This is a genomic window from Roseateles saccharophilus, assembly GCF_031458095.1.
Classification (GTDB): domain Bacteria; phylum Pseudomonadota; class Gammaproteobacteria; order Burkholderiales; family Burkholderiaceae_C; genus Pelomonas; species Pelomonas saccharophila_A.
The window spans coordinates 324,323-344,718 of sequence record NZ_JAVDXU010000005.1 but is presented as its reverse complement, the minus strand read 5'-3'; the positions used below and the strand labels follow the sequence as shown (position 1 = coordinate 344,718).

Here is a 20,396-nt window from a genome sequence, read left to right as displayed (position 1 = left end):
CTCAGCCCAGCCAGCCTCCGGTGAAGCCGGCCTTCTTCAGTCCTCGAACCAGATGCGGGTTCTTGCGCATCACGCTCCAGATCAGCTCGCCGCGATGGTTGCCCATCATGGCCAGCAACGGCCCCTGGTCGATGCCCAGCATGTCGGTGTCGACCCAGCCCTTGCCCGGTTCGATGCGGCCGTGGGTGAGACGCACGTCTGGGTAGTTGAAGCTCGGGTTGAAGGCATCCCAGAAGCCGTAGCGGCCCCAGGTGTGCGGATAGCGCTCCTTGATGGCCATCAACGCCGGGATGACGATCTCGGGCGCGAAGGCGATGGAGGAGCCGGCCGCATAGGGCGCCAGCGTGCCGTCGTCGTACAGGCCCATGCCGCGGCCGGCGTAGCTGATGAAGCGGCGCTTCTCGGTCTTGCCGGTCGTCGTCGTGTAGTTGAGCTTGATGTCGGCCGGGCCGTCGCTGGCGCTGACGCCCCAGACCTCGGCGCTGTAACCCTGCCAGCCCAGCGGGTTGGCGGCCGCGTAGTCGCGCTGCACATAGGTGGCGCGGCGCGAGTTCTCGAAATAGTCCAGGCCCTTGGCCCGCATGTAGGCATCGCGGATGCCGCGGAAGTCCACCCAGCAGTGGGTGAACTGGTGGCCGAACAGCGGCGGGAAGCGCAGCAGGGTCTGGCCATGGCTCTCGCCCCAGCTGTGCGCGTCATAGGTGCTGAGCCAGGCGTCGTAGGCCTCGGGCTTGACGGGCCGCGTCGGCGAGCCCAGGGCCAGCAGATAGACCATCATGGCCTCGTTGTAGCCCTTCCAGTCGCTGGGGATGAAGCCCTTCTCGGGCGTCCAGCCGTGGCCGATGGAGGGCGGGCGCACCTGGGCCCAGGCCCAGTCGACGCGGCCGTAGAGCTCGTCCACGAGGCTGCGGATGCTGGCCTCCTCGGGCTGCTCGCCGTCGAAGTAGCTCTGCGCATGCAGGGCTCCCATCAGCAGCAGGGCGGTGTCGACGGTGGAGAGTTCGCACTGCGCGAAGCGCAATCCCTCCTTCATGTCGAGGAAATGATAGAAAAATCCCTTGTGGCCGGCCACGCCGGTCTTGGCCGGCCCCTGCGGCAGCTGGGCCAGGAAGCGCAGTGTCGTCAAGGTGCGGTCGCGCGCCTGGTTGCGCGTGACGTAGCCGCGTGCGACGCCCACGGGATAGGCGCTGAGCGCGAAGCCGATGGCCGCGATGCTGGCGAAGGACGGCGTCGGCCAGCGGTCGGGCGCCAGCCCTGTCCTGGCATCGGTCGTCTCCCAGAAGAAGTCGAAGGTGCGGCGCTCGAGGTCGGCGAGGAAGGTATCGGCGACTGGCGCCGGCGCCTCGGCCCAGCTGGGCAGGTTGGCGGCCAGGGCGAGGCCGGCGCCGTGTGCGAGGACGGCGCGTCGGGTCAGCAAACTCATGGTGGGAGTGATTGTGGGAGCTGGCCTGACGTGCAGCCCGGCCAGCTCCCGTTCGGCAGGGATCAGAAGGTGTAACTCACGCCGAGCTTGAACTGGCGCATGCTGCCGCGCACGCCGGTGCGGGTGTCGAAGTGGTCGTTGTCGCCGCCCAGCGCGTTCTTGGGTGGGGTGGAGGGGCCGCCGACCCAGTCGTCGTAATAGCCCCAGTTGGCCGTGTTGAACAGGTTGAGCACGTCGGCACGGATCTGCAAGTCGCCGCCATAGACCTTGAAGCTCTTGGACAGGGCCATGTCGAGCTGCCTGTAGTTGTCGGAGCCGCGCGGCACTGCGACGCAGCCATTGACGCCGCTGAAGCCGGTGTGGCAGTCGATGACGCGGCGCGGCTGGCCGTCGCCCAGGGTGAGCTTGCCGGACAGCTGCATGCCCCAGGGCATCTTGTCGTAGAAACCGCCAACGACCAGGCGGTTCTTCTCCGCGTCCTTGCTGGGGTGCCAGCCGTGGCTGGCCTTGCCATAGGTCCAGTCGAAGATGTCATCCGACCATTCGTTGTTGGTGGTCTTGGCGTCGGTGTGGGTGTAGGCCACCGTCATGCTCCAGCCGCTGGCTGCGGTGTAGGGCTTCTCGAGCGACAGGAAGACGCTGGTGGCCTTGTTCTCGCCGACGAAGTCGCCCAGCACCAGGGTGCCGTAGTTGCGCGGCGCACCGCCCCACAGCGGGTCGATGTTGTTGGAGTTGCCGAAGCCGCCATTGGGGTCGCGGTTGCCGTTGAACCAGAAGAACTGGTTCTTGGCGTGGATGTTGGACACCGCGACATCCATGTTCCATTGCCCCAAGGCCTGGCGCAGGCCCAGGCTCATCTGGTCGGCAAAGGGCATCTTGAACTTGTTCTTGATCATCCAGATCTCGCCGTTGGGCGCCGCGTTCTTCTGCAGTTCGTCAAGCGCGTTGTTGGCCATGCGGCGGTCATAGCTGCGGCCCCAGCCGCCGTAGATGACGGAGGCCTTGTCGCCGAAGACGTCGTAGGAGCCTCCCAGGCGCGGCGCGAAGGCGCCCTTGAAGGGCTTGCGCGAATCGCCGGTGGAGATGTAGTCGGCGATGTTGATGCCCCCCTTGGCCAGCGTTTGGACATAGGTCTGGCCGGGCGGCGCGGTGATGCCGTCGACGGTGCGGCCGTCCGGGGCGTTCAGCGCCGCGATGCGGTCGGCCGGCGTGGCGTAGCTGTTGTTCAGCATGTTGTCTTCATAGTCCCAGCGCGCGCCGAGATTGAGCTCCAGCTGCTTGCTGACCTTCCAGTCGTCCTGCAGGTAGATGCCGTACTGCTTGTTCTTGAAGCTGACCGAGACCGACGGGATGGCCAGCCGGATGTTGCACTGGTCGCTCGACAGGCCGCTGCTGCTGACGTTGGTGCCGGTGCAGGTCAGGCCGTTGTAGTAGGGCAGGCCCGTCGTGGTGTTGATCACCGTGTCGATGGTCGGCACGCGGAAGGCCGTGCCGCTGAGGTCGTACTTCATGACCTTGAGCTGCACGCCGCCCTTGATGACGTGGCCGGCCTTGCCCGTGTAGCTGAGGTCGTCCTTCAGGTAGAAGCCGCTCTGGCTGCGGTCCTGGGCGTTGGGCGAGCCGCCGGTGAAGAAGATGTCCTGGACGTTGTTGATCGCATTGGTGGGCGAATACTTGTTGCGGATCAGCGGGGCGCTGGAGTCAGACTGCGGGTTCCACTTGGAGCGCTCCCGGCCGACGCGCGCCTCGTTGAGCCAGTTGTCGCCGGTGTACTCGTGGCTCAGGTCGACGCGGTATTCGTTGTTGCGGTTGTTGATGGCCGTGCTGGGCGCGAAGCGGTCGCCGTCCACCGAGTAGCTGCTCTCGCGGCGCAGCGTCGTCGACAGGTCCAGGCGCTGGCGGTCGTCGATCTCCGCGGAGAGCTTGCCGAACAGCAGGTCCTCCTTGAAGCGCCCCTTGAACGAACCCTGCTGGGCCGCGATCTCAGGAATGACGCCGGGGCTGTTCGGATACTTGTCCAGGTTCATCGCCGTCAGCTGGCGCGGCTTCTCGATGGTCTTGCCGTCGTAGGCGACGAAGTAGTGCAGCGCATCGGGCTTGATGGCGCCGCCGATGCTGAAACCGCCCTCGATCTGCTTGTAGGAAGGCGGCTTGATGCCGTTGGCCTCGTCGCGTTCCTGGATGGGGCTCAGCGACGTCCAGTTGCTGCCCGTGCGGTTGCCGTAGATGTTGCCGTGGGTCTCGTTGCCGCCGGACTTGGTGACGGCGGTGATGGCGACGCTGGAGACCTGGTCGAACTCGGCCTTGTAGTTCTGCGTCAGCACGCGGTACTCGGCGATGGCCGTCTGCGGAAAGGGGTTGCCCTGGCTGGTGTCCTGGCCGGTCAAGCCGCCGCGCAGGATGTTGTTCTTGTGGCCGACGCCGTCGATGAAAACGTTTACAGCGTCAATGTTTTGCGAGCCGCCGCGCAGCCGCGTATTGCCGCCGGCATCGGTGTCGAAGCGCACGCCCGGCGCGAAGTCGGCGGCCGACAGGAAGTTGCGCGTGGCCTGGGGAATGGCCTCGATCATCTTGTTGGAGACGGTGGTGCCGACCTGGGAGTCGATGACGCCCTGGCGCTGCGAGCTGCCCTGGATCACGACGGTGCCGAGCTTGGCGTCCGTGCTGCTGAGATCCAGCGTGGCGTTCTGCCCGACCGACAGCGTGACCTCGCTGCCGCTGCTGGCGCCGGCAACGCGGATCTCGTAGCTGCCCGGGTTCAGGCCCAGCAGCACATAGCTGCCATCGGCCAGGGTCTTGGTGCGATAGGTGCTGCCGGTGGACTTGTTGATGGCGACAACCTCGGTGCCCGCGGGCGCCGTGGCACCGGCGGCGGTGATGGTGCCGCGCACGGTGGCGTTGGAGGTCTGTGCCGAGGCGGCGCCGGCCAGGGCGAAGCAAACGGCCGTGGCGAGCGCGTGGCGACGCCAGTGTTTGCGTGTGAATGCGTTGCTCATGATGTCCTTGTCTCCTGGTTGTGTACTGTGGTTCGGACGGGATTCAGGGCTTGGGGCTGCCGCAGGATTGCCGCACGACGAGCTGCACGGGCATGACGGTGGCACCGGGATCGGCCGCATGGCCTTCGAGGCCGTCGGCCAGCGCATCGAGGGCCTGTTGCCCCAAGGCGGCAATCGGCACATGCATGGTCGTCAGCGCGGGGCTGACATAGCGCGCGATGGGGATGTCGTCGAAGCCGGCCAGGGCCATGTCGGCCGGCAGGCGCACGCCACCCGCCTGCAGCGTGCCGAGCAGGCCGATGGCCATGATGTCGTTGGCGGCGAAGACGGCATCGGGACGCTGGGCGGCCGGCAGGGCCAGCAAGGCGGCGCCGGCGCGTTCGCCGGCGGCCTCCGAGAAGTCGCCTTCCAGCAGCCAGGGCTCAGCATGCGCAGCCAGGCCGGCGCGGTAGCCGCGCTCGCGTTCGCGCGCCTCGAAGTTGGCCTGCGGGCCACCGAGGAAGGCGATGCGGCGGCGGCCGCTGCGCACCAGGTGCTCGGTCATGGCGCGCGCGCCGCCAAAGTTGTCGACGGCAAAGACGCGCTGGGCGGGTTTGCTGACGCCCGAGTTCAGCAGCACGGCCGGCAGGGCCGGCGGCAGGTTCTGCGACAGGAAGTCGTCGTCGGCATGGGGCGACATGACGATGAGGCCATCGACGCGGCCATTCATCGCGCGCAGCGCGGCGGCGGCCTCAACGGCGTCGTCATGCGAGCTCGACAGCAGCAGGTGCAGGCCACGCGCGCGGGCGGCCTGGTCGATCCCGCGGATGAGCTCGGAGAAGAACTCGCCATGCAGGTCGGGCAGCAGGGCGCCGATGGTGTCGGTGCGGCGCGTGATGAGGCTGCGCGCGGCGCCCGAGGGGCTGTAGCGCAGCTCGCGGGCGACCTCGACGATGCGCTGGCGGGTGTGCGGCAGCACGTTCTCGGCGCCGTTCAGCGCGCGTGAGACGGTGGCCACCGAGACGCCCGCGACGCGGGCGACATCTTTGATCGTGGCGGGCGAGCTCATATCAGTGGCGTCCGGCCGCCCGAAGGCATTGATGCGCCCCCTTGGGGGGCAGAGAGCGGAGCGGGCGTGGAGGCTGATGCATAGCTCAGTCGAGTTGTGCGCCATGGCTGGCAATGACGCGAGCGTAGTAGCGCGCGCTGGCCTTGGGCGTGCGCTGCTGTGTCTGAAAGTCCACATGCACCAGGCCAAAGCGCTTGGCAAAGCCCAAGGCCCACTCGAGGTTGTCGAACAGCGACCAGGCGAAATAGCCGCGCATGTCGGCGCCCCGCGCCATGGCGTCCTGCACAGCGGCGATATGGCTGCGCAGATAGTGAACGCGCAGCGGGTCGTCGATGCGGCCTCCTATTGAACTAGGGGGGTCGTAGAAGGCCGCGCCGTTCTCGGTCACGTACAGCGGCAGGCCGCCGTAGCGCTCATGCATCCACACCAGGGTGTCGGCCAGGCTCTGTGGATGCACTTCCCAGCCCATCTCGGTGTGGATGGCGCCGGGCTGGCGCTGCGGCGCGGCTGGCACGGGCCAGGCCTTGACGTCGTGGCGCACGACGGCGCGGGTGTAGTAGTTCAGGCCCAGGAAGTCGACCGGTTGCTGGAGCGCCTCGACCTCGGCGGCAGGCCAGTCAGGCCAGGCCTCACCAAAGACCTCGCGCAGCTCGTCGGGGTAGCTTCCGAGCCGGGCCGGGTCGAGGTATTGCCGGTTCATATAGGCGTCGGCCAGGCGCGCCGCATGGCGGTCGGCCTCGCTGGCGTCGGGCGGCAGATGCTTGGGCTCGATGTTGACGACCAGGCCGATCTTGTGCCTGCCTGAATTGCGAGTGACCGCGCGATAGGCCTGCACGCCCTTGGCATGGGACTGCATCAGACGATGCGCCACGATGGCCGCCTCGAAGGCGCTCTTGTGGCCCGGCGCCAGCACGCCGTGCATGAAGCCGCCGTCGGCGACGACCCAGGGCTCGTTCAGCGTGACCCACAGCGGCACGCGGTCGTCCAGGGCCTTGAAGCAGATCTGGGCGTAGTCGGCGAACCAGTCCGGCATGTCGGGGCTGAGCCAGCCGCCGCGGTCGTCCAGGGCGGCGGGCAGGTCCCAGTGATGCAGGGTCACCATGGGCTGGATGCCGGCGGCCAGCAGCTCGTCGACGAGGCGTTCATAAAAGCCCAGGCCGGCCGCATTCACGCGCCCGCGACCGTCGGGCAGCACGCGGTTCCAGGCGATGCTGAAGCGGTAGGCCTTGAGCCCGAGCTCGCGCATCAAGGCCACGTCGTCCTTCATGCGGCGGTAATGGTCGCAGGCGACGTCACCCGTCTCGCCGCCGTGCACGCGACCCGGCGTGCGCACGAAGCGATGCCAGTTGCTGACACCGGCGCCATCGGCCAGCGGCGAGCCTTCGATCTGGTAGGCGGAAGTCGCGCAGCCCCACAGGAAGCCGGGCGGGAAGGGTTGTCTCATCCGTGGCGCCGGCTCCGCTCGCGCGGGTCGGCCTTCATGTAAACGTTTACATGCATTCTTTCCAAACCGGCGCGAGGAGTCAACCGGGCGTTTACCCCGGGGCAGCCGCCAAGCCCCTGCAGTGCTCGCAATCACGCAGTTGGGGCGCGGAGTCGCGCTGCTATCGTCGCGCCCGTCAACCCAGGGAGGACTCAAAACATGGAAGACCCCATCGTTCGTTCGGGGGCGCGCTGGTTCTGGTGGATCGCCGGCATGTCGCTGCTCAACGCCGGACTGCTGTTGTCCGGCAGTGACACCAACTTCGTCATCGGCCTGGCCATGACGACGCTGGCCGGCGCGGCCTTCGCTGACCAGTTGCCCGTCGCGATGGTGCTCATTGCCATCATCGTGGGCTTTTACTTCTTCATGGGCCTGCAGGCCCAGCGCGGCAAGCTGTGGGCTTTCTACGCGGGCCTGGCGGTCTATGCCGTGGATGCGCTGATCTACGCGCGCTTCGAAGACTGGATGCCGGTGGGCTTCCACGCGCTGGCCGCCTTCTTCATCTTCAAGGGCGTGATGCGGCTGCGCGAGCTGGCCGGCGCCCCGACCGCCGCGTGAGCACGCCGCCCGACGGCCTGCCCGTCTACCGCCTGCTGACCGGCCCCGACGACGCCAGCTTCTGCCATCGCGTCAGCGAGGCCCTGAGCCTGGGCTATCGCCTGTACGGCTCGCCGGCGGCGACCTTCAACGGCGAGCGGGTCATCGTCGCCCAGGCCCTGATCTGGCCGTCGGCCGAGGCCGGCGTGCCCAGCTCGTAACCCACGGCTGCACCGGCATGGCTAGCATGCGCGCCCACGACAGATCGGGAGGGTGCAGATGCTGGAGCAAGCCGTTGGACATGTCTTTGAAGCCGACCCTCGCGACGCTCTTGCGCCGCGCCAACGCCTGCACCTGGTCCTGCTCGGCGTGGCCAGCGTCGCGCGGTCGACGGCCTTCTACGAGGCGCTTGGCTGGACGAAGTCGCCGACGAGCAACGCGGGCTTCGTGAAGTTCGACCTTGGTGGCTACGCGCTCGGCCTGATCTCGCGCGAGGACTTCGCCAGGGATGCCGGCTTCGCGTCGCCGCAAGGCAGCGGCTTTGCCGGCCTTGGCCTGATCTACCTCGCCAAGTCAGCCGACGAGGTGCCCCGCATCCTGGCCCAGGCCGTCACGGCCGGCGGCCGCCTCGTCAAGCCGGCCACACGCACGCACTGGGGCGTGGCGGGCTATTTCGCCGATCCCGACGGGCATCTCTTCGAGGTGGACTACGAGGACGTCTGGGCTCTGGATGACGACCACCGGCTGGTGGTCGACAAGCTCAACGCCTAAAGCCGCTGAAGCGCAAGCGCCCCACCGTCCATCGCATCAATCCGCATAAATGCCGGCGGCCTTGATGACGGGACTGAGCTTGTTGATCTCCGCCTCGACGAACTTCTTGTGCTCGGCCGGCGCCAGGCGGGCGTCGTTGATGATGACGGCGCCCAGGGCCTCCTCGCGCTTGTGGAAATCGGCGTCCTTCAGCGCCACGCGCAGGGCCGCGTTGACCTTGTCGATGACGGCCTTGGGCGTTCCCTTGGGCGCGTACAGGCCGTGCCAGACCGCCAGGTTGAAGCCCTTCAGGCCGGATTCGTCGGCCGTCGGCAGCTTGGCCAGGGCACCGCTGCTCAGGCGCTTGGACGACATCACCGCATAGGCCTTGACCTTGCCGGCCTCGATCTGGCCGGTGGTGTTGGTGGTCTGGTCGCACATGATGTCGACCTGGCCGCCGAGCAGGTCGTTCATGGCCGGCGCCGTGCCCTTGTAAGGCACGGTCGTCATGTCGATCTTGATGGCTGACTGATAGAGCAGGCCGCACAGATGCGAGGCCGAACCGACGCCGGCGTGGGCCAGGTTGATGTTGCCCTTGTTGGACTCCAGCCACTTGCTGAGTTCGGCGTAGTTGTTGGCCGGCAGGTTGGGCCGGCCGATCAGTGTCATCGGCACCTCGTTGATCATGCCGAGGTACTCGAAGTCCTCCAGCGTCTTGTAAGGCAGGGTGCGATACAGGGCCGTGGCGCTGGCGATGCCGATGTGGTGCAGCAGCAGGGTGTAGCCATCGGGCGCGGCCTTGGCCACCTTGTTGGCGCCCAGGGTGCCGCCGACGCCGCCGACGTTCTCGATGATGATGGTGGCGCCCAGCGGTTTGCGCAGGGCTTCGGCCAGGTCGCGAGCGACCTTGTCGGTGGGGCCGCCGGCTGCAAACGGCACGATCACCGTGACGGGCTTCTCGGGATAGTCGGCGGCAGCGGTGCTGGCGGCGAGCAGGGCCGCCAGGGTGATCAGGGTCGTGCGCATGGGCTTGTCTCCAGGGTGCGTGTGCGCGCGATCTTAGGCAAAGCGCCACACACGGCATCCCCGGGATGGCCCCAGGCCGATTCGATCCAGTTCCGGCGCGCGCGGGGCATGTCGGGTGGTCTGGACGAGGTCCTGCTTCAGCTCAGGGGTAGCTCAGCGTCAGCGTGTAGGTCTGGGTGCTGCTGCTGCCCGAGTAGGCGCCCACGCGGATGTAGACGGCCAGGGCCGAGCTGCCGGTGTTCTTGTAGCTCATGGACTCGGTGCAGGTCGCGCTCTCCGACGAGGTCAGCGTCGTGCCGCTGGCGTTGTGCAGATAGATGTCGTAGTCGAACGCGGCCGGGCAGGCCATGTCCACGCGCAGCGTCTTGCCCGCGGCCAGCGTGACCTTGAAGTAGTCCTTGTCGGTCGTGCTGCCCATGGTGCCGATGAGGGTCGTCTGGTTGGTGACGACATTGGCCGTGGCGATGGTGCCGTTGGACTCGGTCTCGTTCAGCGTCGCGCTGGCATTGCTGATGCTGAAGTTGACCGCCGACGAGGCGCCCGAGTTGCCGGCCGCGTCATAGGCGCGGGCCACCAGGCTGTGGCTGCCGTTGGCAAGCGTCGTCGAGTCCAGCGTCATCGAATAGGGCGAGCTGGTGTCGCTGCCCTTGATGACGCCATCGACGACGAAGTCCACGCGAGCCACGCCGACGTTGTCGCTGGCCGTGGCCGACAGCGTGATGGCGCCAGCCGTGCCGGCCTCGCTGGCCGTCGCGGTGGGGGGCGTGGTGTCGACCTGGCTGTTGGACTGCGTGACCCACACGGGCGCAGTCCATAGCATCTTGCCGTCGTTCTGCGTGATCTTGGCGTAGTAGAAATGCTCGCCGACGGCGGGCGTCGTGCTAACCGTGCCGCTGCTGGCCAGCAGGGTGACGGTGCCATTGCGCTTGGGAACGCCCTCGTAGATCTGCACGCTGGCAGCCGTCTTGCCGCTGGTGCTGGCATAGCCGACGCTGAGGTTGAGCACGCCGCTGTTGCTGAAGCGCTCGCCCATCACATGGCCGTTGGCCGTCAGCGCGATCTGGCCGGTCTTGTCCATGGTGGCGAAGACGCGGCGGGCCTTGATGGCGTCGATGAAGCTGGTCTTGCTCAGGGCCGTGCCATTGGGGATGAGGACGCCGGTACGGTTGGTGTAGGACTTGCCCCAGTTGGCGCAGTGGTTGTCCTGGTTGCTTGCGGGCGCCACGTGGAATCCGCGCTCCAGCAGCTTGTTGAAGGCATCCTCGAAGTTGGACAGGCCCGTCTCGGTCTCGGTGGTGTTGGACGAGAAGGCCGAGCTGTTGAGGATCTCGGTCAGCACCATGACCTCGTCGCCATCGGCGCTGTAGCCGAGGTCGGTGCCGCCGACGAGGAACTGGCCCGTCGTGTCGGGGTGGTTGAACTGGCCGACCAGGCCGAGGGAGCGCATGGTGGCGTAGAGGGCCGCGTAGTCGCTCTTGGCCGTGAAGCGGTCGCCGAAGAGCTGGTTGCTGCTGTTGTATTCCCAGGCGAACAGCTCCGTGCTGTTGAAGATGTTCATGTGGCCGCCATTGCTGATGACGCCCCATTCCATGCCGTAGAGGGCGAGATAGTTGGACGTCGTCGCGGCGGTGGCGGCGGAAAGGCCGGCCTGGTAGCGGCTTTTGGCCGTGGCGGCGCTGCCGCCGGCGTTGGTGCTGGAGGAGCCGTCGAAGTAATGGTTGTGCTCGGAGGACATCAGGATGTCCAGGCCGGCCGTCTTGCCATAGGCAAAGGCATCGGCCGGGCCGTAGGCACCGGTCTGCGCCGGCTGGGACGACGAGCAGCTGCCGATGGCGCCGCCGCCATCGGAGTCATTGGTCTGGCTGTGCAGATTGGCGAAGTAGACCGTGTAGGGCAGGCTGTTGATGGCCGGTGCCGACTGGGTCCTGGCCATGCCGCGATCGGCGGCCGTGGGCATGGCCTTGAAGGGCGGCAATGCGACGGCCGCGGGCTGGCCCAGAGCGATGGGCCAGCGCTGCTCGGCGTGGTCCAGCGCCGCTGCGGCGGCCAGCAGGCGTTCGGCTCGGCCCGTCGTCGCGCCCTGGCTCAGCGCCGTCCCGGCGTCCAGGCTCGCGGCTTCGAGCTTGAGCTGGTAGAGGCCATCGGCCAGCGCCGTGCCGCCCGTGCCGCGGCCGGCCCAGCGCACGCTGGCCGTCACCGGCGCGCCGGCGTAGCGGGATTCACCGCTCCAGCGCTGCAGCACCTGGCCTCGCTCATCGACCAGGCTCAAGATCCAGGCAAAGACCTGGCCATCGGCGCTGCCGGGGTGGTCCATCTGCACCGTGAAGACGCGCTCACCGCTGGCCGCCGTGACGGCGAAGGGGGCGGACAGCGTGGCCGAGAACTCGTGGTGGTCGGGGTCCTTGGCACGCGGGCGGGCGGCCGCGGTCTTGGTCAGGTCGCCACCCTCGGCCTGGGCCTGGGGCGTGGCCTGGGGGTCGTTGCCGTTGCCACCGCCGCAGGCGGCGAGCAGCAGCGTGAGCAGGGCGGGCGGAAGATGGCGGGCAAGGGTCATGACGCGTCCTCGGCTGACGCCGGCGGTGGCCGGCTGTCCTGGCGAAAGGGGCGGACTGTGGTGGCCTCGCCCGGACGAGTCCATGCGGGGCTTCCTGTCACCAATTCAGGTTCAGGTCGGCCCCGATGTTTTCAAACCCGCGTCACACGCTACGGCGATCCTCGATGACCCGGCCGTCGTTGGGCAGGCTGCCCGGCGCGACGAGCTCGACGTCGCCACGCAGCTTGGTGATGTCGCGCAATGCCGACCGCAACTGCTCGCCCAGGCCGGCCGGCTGGCCTTCGACCTCGAGCTGCAGGCTCATGCGGTCATTGGCCAGCTCGCCATCGACGATGAGGCGGGCCCGGCCGCGCTGGCCGCAGCGCGCCAGCACCTCGGCCACCTGGCCGGCATGCACGAACATGCCGCGCACCTTGGCCGACTGATCGGCCCGGCCCAGCCAGCCGCGCAGGCGCTGGTTGCTGCGACCGCAGGGGCTGGGGCCCGGCAGCACGGCGGAGAGGTCGCCGGTGGCGAAGCGGATCAGCGGGTAGCCCGGCGACAAGGTCGTCACGACGACCTCGCCGACCTCGCCATCGGGCAGCGGATCTCCGGTACCCGGCCGCACGATCTCGACGATGACGCCCTCGTCGACGACCAGGCCTTCGCGCGCCGGGGTCTGGTAGGCGATCAGGCCGAGGTCGGCCGTCGCATAGCACTGGTAGGCGTCGACGCCGCGCTCGGCGAACCAGCCGACCAGGGCCGGCGGGCAGGCCTCGCCGCTGACCAGGGCGCGCTGCAGATAGGGCAGCGCATGGCCACCCTCGGCCGCCTTCTCGAGCAGGATGCGCAGAAAGCTGGGCGTGCCGACATAGGCCTCGGGCTGCAGATCGAGCAGGGCCTGCAATTGCAGCTCGGTGTTGCCGACACCCCCAGGGAAGCTCGCCGCGCCGAGGGCCCGCAGGCCCGCTTCCATCATGGCGCCGGCGGGCGTCAGGTGGTAGCTGAAGCTCACATGAGCGAGTTGGCCGGCACGGATGCCGGCCGCATGCAGGGCCCGGGCCGCGCGCCAGGGGTCGACGCCATCGGCATCGGGCTCGGGCTCGTACAGCGGTCCCGGAGACTGGAAGACGCGCCGCGGCATGCCGGCGGCGAAGCCACCCAGGCGCAGCGCGCGCCGCGCGGCCTGGGCTGCGGCCAGGCTGCTCTTGCGCGTCAGCGGCAAAGCGGCGAGCGACGCTCGCGACGTGATGCTGGCGGCGTCAACGCCAGTCAGCAGCTCGGTATAGGCCAGGCTGCTGGACTGCGCGTGGGCGATCTGCTCGGGCAGGGCCGCCATCAGCGCGGCCTCGCGCTGCGCGGGAACGCGCGTTTCGAGCGCGTCGTAGAACTCCGTCACTCGTCGTCCTTCCAGCGCGTCAGCCGGCGCTTGATCTCGTCCTGAAGCTTGCGCAGCTCGGTGGCCGACTTCAGCGTGAACGTGTCCCACTCGGGCGTACGCGCGGGCCGCTTGGCCAGCTGCACCTTGACTGTCGCGCCGTCAATGGCGAGCTTGAGCACCACATCGGCACCCATCAGCCAGCCCTCGCTGCGCTCGGCCAGTACACGCTGGTCGCGGGCAAAGCGCTTCATGGTCTGCAGGGCCGAATCCGCGTTGAAGGGTGGCGGGGCGATGTCCCAGCTGTCGTCACTCATGCCAACCACCTCTTTCTGCGCTTGTAGGACTTGACGTCCTTGAAACTGCGCCGCCCTTCCCCACCGACGCCGAGATAGAACTCCTTGACGTCCTCGTTCTCGCGCAGCTCGGCCGCGGCGCCGTCCATGACGACGCGGCCGTTCTCGAGGATGTAGCCATAGTCGGCATAGCGCAGGGCCATGCTGGTGTTCTGCTCGGCCAGCAAAAAGGTCGTCCTCTCCTTGGCGTTGAGGTCGCGCACGATCTCGAACACCTCCTCGACGATCTGCGGCGCCAGGCCCATGGACGGTTCGTCCAGCAGCACCATCTTCGGGTTGGCCATCAGCGCGCGGCCGATGGCGCACATCTGCTGCTCGCCGCCCGAGGTGTAGGCCGCCTGGCTGCCGCGGCGCGTCTTCAGGCGCGGGAAGTAGTTGTAGACCTTGTCCAGGGTGTCGCGCACCGCGGCCTTGCCATCCTTGCGCGTGTAGGCGCCGGTCATCAGGTTCTCTTCGATGGTCAGGTGGGCGAAGCAGTGCCGGCCCTCCATGACCTGCACGACGCCGCGCTCCACCATGGCCGCCGTCGACAGTTTCTCGATGCGCTCGCCACGCAGCTCGATGCTGCCCTTGGTGACCTCGCCGCGCTCGCCTTCCAGCAGGTTGGAGACGGCGCGCAGCGTGGTGGTCTTGCCAGCGCCGTTGCCGCCCAGCAAGGCCACCACCTGGCCCTCGGCCACGCGCAGGCTCACACCCTTGAGCACGAGGATGACGTGGTTGTAGATGACCTCGATGCCGTTCACATCGAGCAGCGGCTTGTCCATGTCAGATCAGCTCTGGCAATCGGCCGACGTGCGGCGGGTGAGTTTCTTCTCGCCGGCGTACTTGTCGGCCGCCGCCTTGACCATGGGCTTGATGATCTGCTCGTCCGCCTGGTACCAATCGCTGCTGAAGTTCCATTTCGCGCCGTCCCAGGTGTGCACGCGCACCGAGGTCGAGCCCTGGTGGTCGAAGCAGCTGGTGCTGATGGGGCGGATGACGCCGGTCAGGCCCAGGGCGGCGAGCTTCTTGTCGTCCAGCGCCAGGTTCTCCAGGCCCCAGCGCACCTGCTCGCCGGTCATGACCTTGCCCTTGCCGAAGCGCTCCTGCGCGCGGCGCACCGCCTCGACGGCCAGCGCCTGGATGACCAGGCCACGGGTGTAGAGCACCGAGCCGACCTCGTCCTTGGGCCCCGTACCCTGGCCCTTGTCGTGCACATGCTTGAGGATGTCCTGGATGACCTTGGGCGACTGGCCCGAGGTGTTGAGGTTCAGCGCGTTGTAGCCCTTGGCGCCCTCGCCCACGTCCTTCACGTCGGGCTCGGCGCCCGACCACCAGACGCCGTACATCTTCTCGCGCGGATAGCCGGTGGCCTGGGCCTCCTTCAGCGCGGTGGAGTTCATGACACCCCAGCCCCACAGCAGCACATAGTCGGGCCGCTGCTTGCGCACTTCCAGCCAGGCCGACTTCTGCTCCACGCCGGGCGCCGTCACCGGGATCTTGATGAGCTCGAAGCCATGCATCTTCTGGCGCTCCTCCAGCATGGGAATGGGCTCCTTGCCGAAGGGGCTGTCGTGATAGACCAGGGCGATCTTCTTGCCCTTGAGCTTGTCCAGGCCGCCTTCCTTCTTGCCCAGGTGCTGGATGAGGGCGTCGGCCGCCGTCCAGTAGCTGCCCATCAGCGGGAAGTTCCAGGCGAACACGCCACCGTCGGCCGAGGCCGACAGGCCATAGCCCAGGGTGATCAGCGGGATCTTGTCGTTGGGCACCTTGTCGGTCAGCGCGAAGGTGATGCCGGTGGCTTGCGGGTCGAAGACGCTGGCGCCCTTGCCCTTCAGGCGCTCGTAGCACTCCACGCCCTTGTCGGTCGCGTAGCCGGTCTCGCATTCCTCGAAGGTCAGCTTGACGCCGTTGACGCCGCCGTCACGGGCATTGATGAGCTTGATGTAGTCCTGCTTGCCATTGGCCCAGGGCGTGCCGTTGGGCGAATAGGGCCCGGTGCGATAGACCAGCAACGGGAAGAACTGCTCCTTGGCCTGGGCCACGGCGGCAGGGGCCGCGAAGAGTTGCAGGGCGGCGAGGGCCGCGCAGGTGATGAGAGTCTTCATGGGGCTGTCTCCTGTCGTCGTTGTGGGTATCAGTGAGGGAAGGGCCAGAGTCTGAGCTTTTCCTTGGCGGTCGCCCAGAGTCGCGCAAGTCCGTGTGGTTCCTTGATGAGGAAGAACACGATAAGGGCGCCGAAGATCATCAGTGCCAGATGCGAGGCGGTGGCCGTGTCCATGGGCAGGCCGGTCCAGTAGGGCAGCTTGTCCAGCACCAACGGCAGCACGACGATGAAGGCCGCGCCGAAGAAGGCGCCCGAGATCGAACCCAGGCCGCCGATGATGACCATGAAGAGCAGGTCGAAGCTGCGTGTGATGCCGAAGGCCGCCGGCTCCCAGGAGCCCAGGTGCACGAAGCCCCACAGCGCCCCGGCCACGCCGATGATGAAGCTCGACACGGCAAAGGCGCTGAGCTTGGCCTGCATGGGCCGGATGCCGATCACGCTGGCCGCCACGTCCATGTCGCGCATGGCCATCCACGAGCGGCCGATATGGCCGCGCACCAGGTTCTTGGTGCCCAGCGCGAACACGACGACAAAGGCGAGGCACAGCAGATAACGCGACGCCGGCGACTCGACGCTGAAGCCTGCGAGGCTCAACCCCGCCACGCTGACCGAGCCCGACGATGAGCCGTTGGTGACCCAGGGCAGGCGCAGGCAGGCCCAGTCGACAAAGAACTGCGCCGCCAGCGTGGCGACGGCAAGATACAGGCCCTTGATGCGCAGCGACGGCAGCCCAAAGGCCACGCCCAGGACTGTGGCACCCAGGCCGCCCGCCAGCAGCGACACGATCAGCGGCATGCCTTCGAAGCGAGCCTGGCAGTTGTAGGCCACGTAGGCGCCCACGGCCATGAAGGCGCCCGAGCCCAGTGAGATCTGGCCGCAATAGCCGACCAGCACGTTCAGGCCCAGCGCGGCCAGGGACAGGATCAGGAAGGGGATGAAGATGGCGCGCAGCAGGTACTCGCTACTCAACAACGGGATGACGACAAAGGCGGCGATCAGCATCAACGCCATCGCGATGCGGTCCTGGCGGATGGGCAGGATCTGGCTGTCCGCCGGGTACGAGGTTTTGAACTGACCGTTCTCTCTGTACAGCATGGTTCAAACCCGATCAATGATCTTCTCGCCGAAGAGCCCTTGGGGCCTCACCAGCAATACGACAAGCACAAGCACGTAGCCGAACCAGTACTCGATCCCGCCCCCGAGCATCGGCCCGAGGTAGGCCTCCGACAGCTTCTCCCCCACGCCGATCAGCAGCCCACCGACGATGGCACCCGGCACGCTGGTCAGCCCACCCAGGATGACCACCGGCAGCGCCTTCAGCGCCACCAGCGACAGCGAGAACTGCACGCCCAGCTTGCTGCCCCAGATCATCCCGGCGACGAGTGCGACAAAGCCGGCGACGCTCCAGACGATGACCCAGATGCGCGACAGCGGGATGCCGATGCTTTGCGCGGCCTGGTGGTCGTCGGCGACCGCGCGCAGGGCGCGGCCGGTCGCGGTCTTCTGGAAGAACAGGCTCAGGCCGGCGACCAGGGCCGCGGCGATCAGCGCCGCATAGAGGTCTTCCTTGCTGACGAGGATGCCGCCTTCAAAGGTCTGCTCAAACAGGAACATCGGGTCCTTGGGCAGGCCGATGTCGATCTTGTAGATGTCGTTGCCGAACAGCATCTGGCCCGCGCCTTCGAGCAGATAGGCGATGCCCAGCGTGGCCATCAGCAGCGTGATGCCTTCCTGGTTGACGAGCTTGGACAGCGCCAGCCGTTCGACCAGCCAGGCCACGACCACCATGACGGCCAGCGCACCCACAAAGGCCAGCACATTGACCAGCACCTTGCTGTCCATGCCCGTGAACTTGGGCAGCCACTCGGCAAAGCGCGCCATCGCCAGCGCCGCGAACAGCACCATGGCGCCTTGCGCGAAATTGAACACGCCACTGGCCTTGAAGATCAGTACAAAGCCCAGCGCAATCAGGGAATAGAGCATCCCCGCCATCAGGCCGCCGATCAGGGTTTCGAGAAACGGGCCCATCAGTGTCCTGCCCCCAGGTAAGCCTTGATCACGTCTTCGTTGCTGCGCACCTCGTCCGGCACGCCGTCGCCGATCTTCTTGCCGTAGTCCAGCACGACGACGCGATCGGAGATGTCCATGACGACGCCCATGTCGTGCTCGATCAGCACGATGGTGGTGCCGAACTCGTCATTGACGTCGAGGATGAAGCGGCACATGTCCTGCTTCTCTTCCACATTCATGCCGGCCATGGGCTCGTCCAGCAGCAAGAGGCTGGGCTCCATGGCCAGCGCCCGGCCGAGATCCACGCGCTTTTGCAGGCCATAGGGCAGGCGGCCGACCGGCGTCTTGCGGTAGGCCTGGATCTCGAGGAAATCGATGATGCGCTCCACCGCCGCGCGCTGCTCGGTCTCCTCGCGCCGCGCCGGGCCGACATGCAGGGCCTGCCAGAACAGGCCGCGCTGCATGCGCAGGTTGCGGCCGGTCATGATGTTGTCCAGCACGCTCATGCCCTTGAACAGGGCCAGGTTCTGGAAAGTGCGGGCCACGCCCATCTCGGCAACCTGGCGCGGGCTCATGCCGTGATAGGTCTTGCCGCGCAGCGTGATGAGGCCTTGCTGGGGCTGGTAGACGCCGTTGATGCAGTTCAGCATCGAGCTCTTGCCCGCGCCATTGGGGCCGATGATGGCGCGGATCTCATGCTCGCGGACATCGAAGCTGATGTCGGTCAGCGCCTTCACGCCGCCAAAGGCCAGCGAGATGTTCTTCACGTCGAGGACGACGTCGCCGATCTTCTTCATGCGGCAGCCCCCTTCACTGACGGGAAGGTGCGGGCCTCCACGATGCGCAGATCGGCCGCGATCATGGACGTGCGGCCATCCTCGAACTTGACCTGGGTCTGGATGTACTGCGAGACCTTGCCTTCGTAGAGAGCCTCGATGAGCACGCCGTATTTGTCGGCGATGGCACCGCGCCTGACCTTGCGCGTGCGGGTCAGCTCGCCATCGTCGGCATCCAGCTCCTTGTGCAGGATGAGGAAGCGGCTGATCTGGCTGCCGGCCAGCAACTCGTCCTGGGCCAGGTCGGCGTTGACCTTCTCCACGCAGTCGAGGATGAGGTCGTAGACCTCGGCGCGCTGGGCCAGGTCGGTATAGCCGGCATAGGGCAGGTTGCGGCGCTCGGCCCAGTTGCCGACGGCCTCGAAGTCGATGTTGATGAAGGCGCAGACCTTGTCGCGCTTGTCGCCGAAGCAGACCGCCTCCTTGATGTGCGGAAAGAACTTCAGCTTGTTCTCGACGTACTTCGGCGCAAACATCGCACCGTCAAAGGTACCGCCCATCAGGCGGCCGACATCCTTGGCGCGGTCGATGATCTTCAGGTGGCCGCCGGGCGTCAGGAAGCCCGCGTCGCCGGTGTGGAACCAGCCGTCGGCCGTCAGCGCCTCGGCCGTGGCCGCATCGTTCTTGTAATAGCCCTTGAGCAGGCCAGGCGAGCGCACCAGCAGCTCGCCGCTGTCGGTCAGCTTGATCTCCACACCCTCGATGGGCACACCCACCGTGTCCGAGCGGGCCTCGTGGTCGGGCTGCAGGCAGACGAAGACGGCCGTCTCCGTCGAGCCGTAGAGCTGCTTCAAGTTGATGCCGATGGCACGATAGAAGCTGAACAGGTCGGGGCCGATGGCCTCGCCCGCCGTGTAGGCGACACGCACGCGCGAGAAGCCCAGGGTGTTGCGCAGCGGCCCATAGATCAGCACATCACCCAGCGCATAGGCCAAGCGGTCCAGCAGGCCGACGGGCTGCTTGTCCATCAAGCGCGGGCCGACGCGGCGCGCCAGGCTCATGCAGCGCTCGAACAGCCAGCGCTTGATCGCCGAGGCATCCTCCATGCGGATCATCACCGTCGTCAGCAGACCCTCGAAGACGCGAGGCGGCGCGAAGTAGTAGGTCGGGCCGACCTCCTTCAGGTCGATGCTGACGGTGGAGGCCGACTCCGGGCAGTTGACGACATAGCCCACGGCCAGCCACTGGGCATAGCTGAAGATGTTCTGGCCCACCCAGGCCGGCGGCAGATAGGCCAGCACCTCTTCATGGTCGCTCAGCTTGTCGAAGCGCTGGCCGGCCTGGGCGCGATCGATCAGCGTCGCATGCGTATGCATGACGCCCTTGGGGTTGCCCGTCGTGCCGGAGGTGAAGAACAGCGCCGCGACGTCGCCGGGCTGGCCGGCGGCCACCTCGGCGGCAAAGAAGTCGGGCCGTTGGGCGCGGGCCGCGTGGCCCTGCTCGATCAGTGCATCCAGCGAAACCAGGCCCGGCTCGTCATAGTTGCGCAGGCCGCGCGGGTCGTCGAACCAGATGCTTTTCAACTGTGGGCATTGCTCGCGCAGCTCCAGCAGCTTGTCGACCTGCTCCTGGTCCTCGACGACGGCAAAGGCGATCTCGGCGTTGTTCAGCGGGAAGACGAATTCGGCGGCAACAGCGTCCTGATACAGCGGCACCGGCACGGCGCCGAGGGACTGTGCGGCCAGCATGGTCGCGTAAAGGCGCGGGCGGTTCTCGCCCACGACAACCAGGTGCTCGCCACGGCGCAGGCCGGCCGCGGCCAGACCCAGGGCCAGGTCTTGCACCAGGGCGGCGAGCTGCGCCCACGACAGCGTCTGCCAGACGCCAAAGGCCTTCTCGCGCAAAGCGGGCGCGTCGGGCCGTTGGGCGGCATGGTCGAGCAAGAGCCGAGGGAAGGTCGCGGTCAAGCCAGTCTCCGTTGCAGGGACTCAAGC

At 67.2% G+C, this 20,396-nt stretch carries 17 protein-coding genes; 3 read left to right on the top strand and 14 right to left on the bottom strand.

Going from position 1 to position 20,396, the window contains the following annotated elements:
- Position 1 precedes the first annotated feature (1 nt).
- From J2X20_RS26985 to J2X20_RS26970, 4 genes are all read right to left on the bottom strand, one after another.
- Positions 2 to 1,423 carry a glucoamylase family protein gene (locus tag J2X20_RS26985; protein ID WP_310272395.1) on the bottom strand — a complete coding sequence of 474 codons (1,422 nt, stop codon included), beginning with the start codon at positions 1,421 to 1,423 and terminating at the stop codon, positions 2 to 4.
- Positions 1,424 to 1,485: 62 nt separating this feature from the next.
- Positions 1,486 to 4,419, bottom strand: coding sequence for a TonB-dependent receptor (locus J2X20_RS26980; protein ID WP_310272393.1), 2,934 nt, complete (start codon positions 4,417 to 4,419; stop codon positions 1,486 to 1,488).
- 43 nt (positions 4,420 to 4,462) lie between these two features.
- Positions 4,463 to 5,467 (bottom strand): LacI family DNA-binding transcriptional regulator, encoded by a 1,005-nt coding sequence (locus J2X20_RS26975; protein WP_310272391.1) that lies wholly within the window; start codon positions 5,465 to 5,467, stop codon positions 4,463 to 4,465.
- Between the two features lie 85 nt (positions 5,468 to 5,552).
- On the bottom strand, positions 5,553 to 6,911 hold the full coding sequence (locus tag J2X20_RS26970; RefSeq protein ID WP_310272389.1) for a GH1 family beta-glucosidase: 1,359 nt from the start codon (positions 6,909 to 6,911) through the stop codon (positions 5,553 to 5,555).
- A gap of 198 nt (positions 6,912 to 7,109) precedes the next feature.
- Between J2X20_RS26970 and J2X20_RS26965 the strand changes: the two genes are divergently transcribed.
- The 3 genes from J2X20_RS26965 to J2X20_RS26955 are packed head-to-tail and all read left to right on the top strand — an operon-like array spanning position 7,110 to position 8,258.
- A complete protein-coding gene (locus J2X20_RS26965; protein ID WP_310272388.1) occupies positions 7,110 to 7,508 on the top strand; it encodes a hypothetical protein in 399 nt (132 codons plus the stop codon).
- The gene (locus J2X20_RS26960) at positions 7,505 to 7,708 is read left to right on the top strand and encodes a DUF1737 domain-containing protein (protein ID WP_310272385.1); all 204 of its coding nucleotides are present in this window, start codon (positions 7,505 to 7,507) and stop codon (positions 7,706 to 7,708) included. Before J2X20_RS26965 ends, J2X20_RS26960 begins: the two co-directional genes overlap by 4 nt.
- Before the next feature lie 58 nt (positions 7,709 to 7,766).
- Positions 7,767 to 8,258, top strand: a complete 492-nt coding sequence (locus tag J2X20_RS26955; protein ID WP_310272382.1) for a VOC family protein — start codon at positions 7,767 to 7,769, stop codon at positions 8,256 to 8,258.
- Between the two features lie 36 nt (positions 8,259 to 8,294).
- Here the strand turns inward: J2X20_RS26955 and J2X20_RS26950 are convergent, their stop codons facing one another.
- From J2X20_RS26950 to J2X20_RS26905, 10 genes are all read right to left on the bottom strand, one after another.
- A complete protein-coding gene (locus J2X20_RS26950; RefSeq protein ID WP_310272379.1) occupies positions 8,295 to 9,263 on the bottom strand; it encodes a tripartite tricarboxylate transporter substrate-binding protein in 969 nt (322 codons plus the stop codon).
- Positions 9,264 to 9,405: 142 nt separating this feature from the next.
- On the bottom strand, positions 9,406 to 11,817 hold the full coding sequence (locus tag J2X20_RS26945; protein ID WP_310272376.1) for a CehA/McbA family metallohydrolase: 2,412 nt from the start codon (positions 11,815 to 11,817) through the stop codon (positions 9,406 to 9,408).
- Positions 11,818 to 11,959: 142 nt separating this feature from the next.
- The gene (locus tag J2X20_RS26940) at positions 11,960 to 13,195 is read right to left on the bottom strand and encodes a phenylacetate--CoA ligase family protein (RefSeq protein ID WP_310272373.1); all 1,236 of its coding nucleotides are present in this window, start codon (positions 13,193 to 13,195) and stop codon (positions 11,960 to 11,962) included.
- Entirely contained in the window at positions 13,192 to 13,491 is a 300-nt protein-coding gene (locus J2X20_RS26935) for a hypothetical protein (RefSeq protein ID WP_310272370.1), read from the bottom strand. The genes J2X20_RS26940 and J2X20_RS26935 overlap by 4 nt, the downstream gene beginning before the upstream one ends.
- The gene (locus J2X20_RS26930) at positions 13,488 to 14,294 is read right to left on the bottom strand and encodes an ABC transporter ATP-binding protein (protein ID WP_310272367.1); all 807 of its coding nucleotides are present in this window, start codon (positions 14,292 to 14,294) and stop codon (positions 13,488 to 13,490) included. The genes J2X20_RS26935 and J2X20_RS26930 overlap by 4 nt, the downstream gene beginning before the upstream one ends.
- Positions 14,295 to 14,300: 6 nt before the next feature.
- Positions 14,301 to 15,617, bottom strand: coding sequence for an ABC transporter substrate-binding protein (locus J2X20_RS26925; RefSeq protein ID WP_310272364.1), 1,317 nt, complete (start codon positions 15,615 to 15,617; stop codon positions 14,301 to 14,303).
- A gap of 29 nt (positions 15,618 to 15,646) precedes the next feature.
- Positions 15,647 to 16,711, bottom strand: coding sequence for a branched-chain amino acid ABC transporter permease (locus J2X20_RS26920; protein ID WP_310272362.1), 1,065 nt, complete (start codon positions 16,709 to 16,711; stop codon positions 15,647 to 15,649).
- Between the two features lie 3 nt (positions 16,712 to 16,714).
- On the bottom strand, positions 16,715 to 17,644 hold the full coding sequence (locus J2X20_RS26915) for a branched-chain amino acid ABC transporter permease (RefSeq protein WP_310272359.1): 930 nt from the start codon (positions 17,642 to 17,644) through the stop codon (positions 16,715 to 16,717).
- Positions 17,644 to 18,423, bottom strand: coding sequence for an ABC transporter ATP-binding protein (locus J2X20_RS26910; RefSeq protein WP_310272355.1), 780 nt, complete (start codon positions 18,421 to 18,423; stop codon positions 17,644 to 17,646). The genes J2X20_RS26915 and J2X20_RS26910 overlap by 1 nt, the downstream gene beginning before the upstream one ends.
- A complete protein-coding gene (locus J2X20_RS26905) occupies positions 18,420 to 20,369 on the bottom strand; it encodes an AMP-dependent synthetase/ligase (RefSeq protein ID WP_310272352.1) in 1,950 nt (649 codons plus the stop codon). Before J2X20_RS26905 ends, J2X20_RS26910 begins: the two co-directional genes overlap by 4 nt.
- Positions 20,370 to 20,396: the final 27 nt, after the last annotated feature.

Bases quoted from the DNA above. Each gene is read 5' to 3' on its own strand.
- J2X20_RS26910 (WP_310272355.1), bottom strand. From the start codon at position 18,423: ATGAAGAAGATCGGCGACGTCGTCCTCGACGTGAAGAACATCTCGCTG.
- J2X20_RS26930 (WP_310272367.1), bottom strand. From the start codon at position 14,294: ATGGACAAGCCGCTGCTCGATGTGAACGGCATCGAGGTCATCTACAAC.
- J2X20_RS26980 (WP_310272393.1), bottom strand. From the start codon at position 4,419: ATGAGCAACGCATTCACACGCAAACACTGGCGTCGCCACGCGCTCGCC.
- J2X20_RS26915 (WP_310272359.1), bottom strand. From the start codon at position 17,644: ATGGGCCCGTTTCTCGAAACCCTGATCGGCGGCCTGATGGCGGGGATG.
- J2X20_RS26985 (WP_310272395.1), bottom strand. From the start codon at position 1,423: ATGAGTTTGCTGACCCGACGCGCCGTCCTCGCACACGGCGCCGGCCTC.
- J2X20_RS26925 (WP_310272364.1), bottom strand. From the start codon at position 15,617: ATGAAGACTCTCATCACCTGCGCGGCCCTCGCCGCCCTGCAACTCTTC.
- J2X20_RS26935 (WP_310272370.1), bottom strand. From the start codon at position 13,491: ATGAGTGACGACAGCTGGGACATCGCCCCGCCACCCTTCAACGCGGAT.
- J2X20_RS26950 (WP_310272379.1), bottom strand. From the start codon at position 9,263: ATGCGCACGACCCTGATCACCCTGGCGGCCCTGCTCGCCGCCAGCACC.
- J2X20_RS26955 (WP_310272382.1), top strand. From the start codon at position 7,767: ATGCTGGAGCAAGCCGTTGGACATGTCTTTGAAGCCGACCCTCGCGAC.
- J2X20_RS26970 (WP_310272389.1), bottom strand. From the start codon at position 6,911: ATGAGACAACCCTTCCCGCCCGGCTTCCTGTGGGGCTGCGCGACTTCC.
- J2X20_RS26945 (WP_310272376.1), bottom strand. From the start codon at position 11,817: ATGACCCTTGCCCGCCATCTTCCGCCCGCCCTGCTCACGCTGCTGCTC.
- J2X20_RS26975 (WP_310272391.1), bottom strand. From the start codon at position 5,467: ATGAGCTCGCCCGCCACGATCAAAGATGTCGCCCGCGTCGCGGGCGTC.
- J2X20_RS26965 (WP_310272388.1), top strand. From the start codon at position 7,110: ATGGAAGACCCCATCGTTCGTTCGGGGGCGCGCTGGTTCTGGTGGATC.
- J2X20_RS26920 (WP_310272362.1), bottom strand. From the start codon at position 16,711: ATGCTGTACAGAGAGAACGGTCAGTTCAAAACCTCGTACCCGGCGGAC.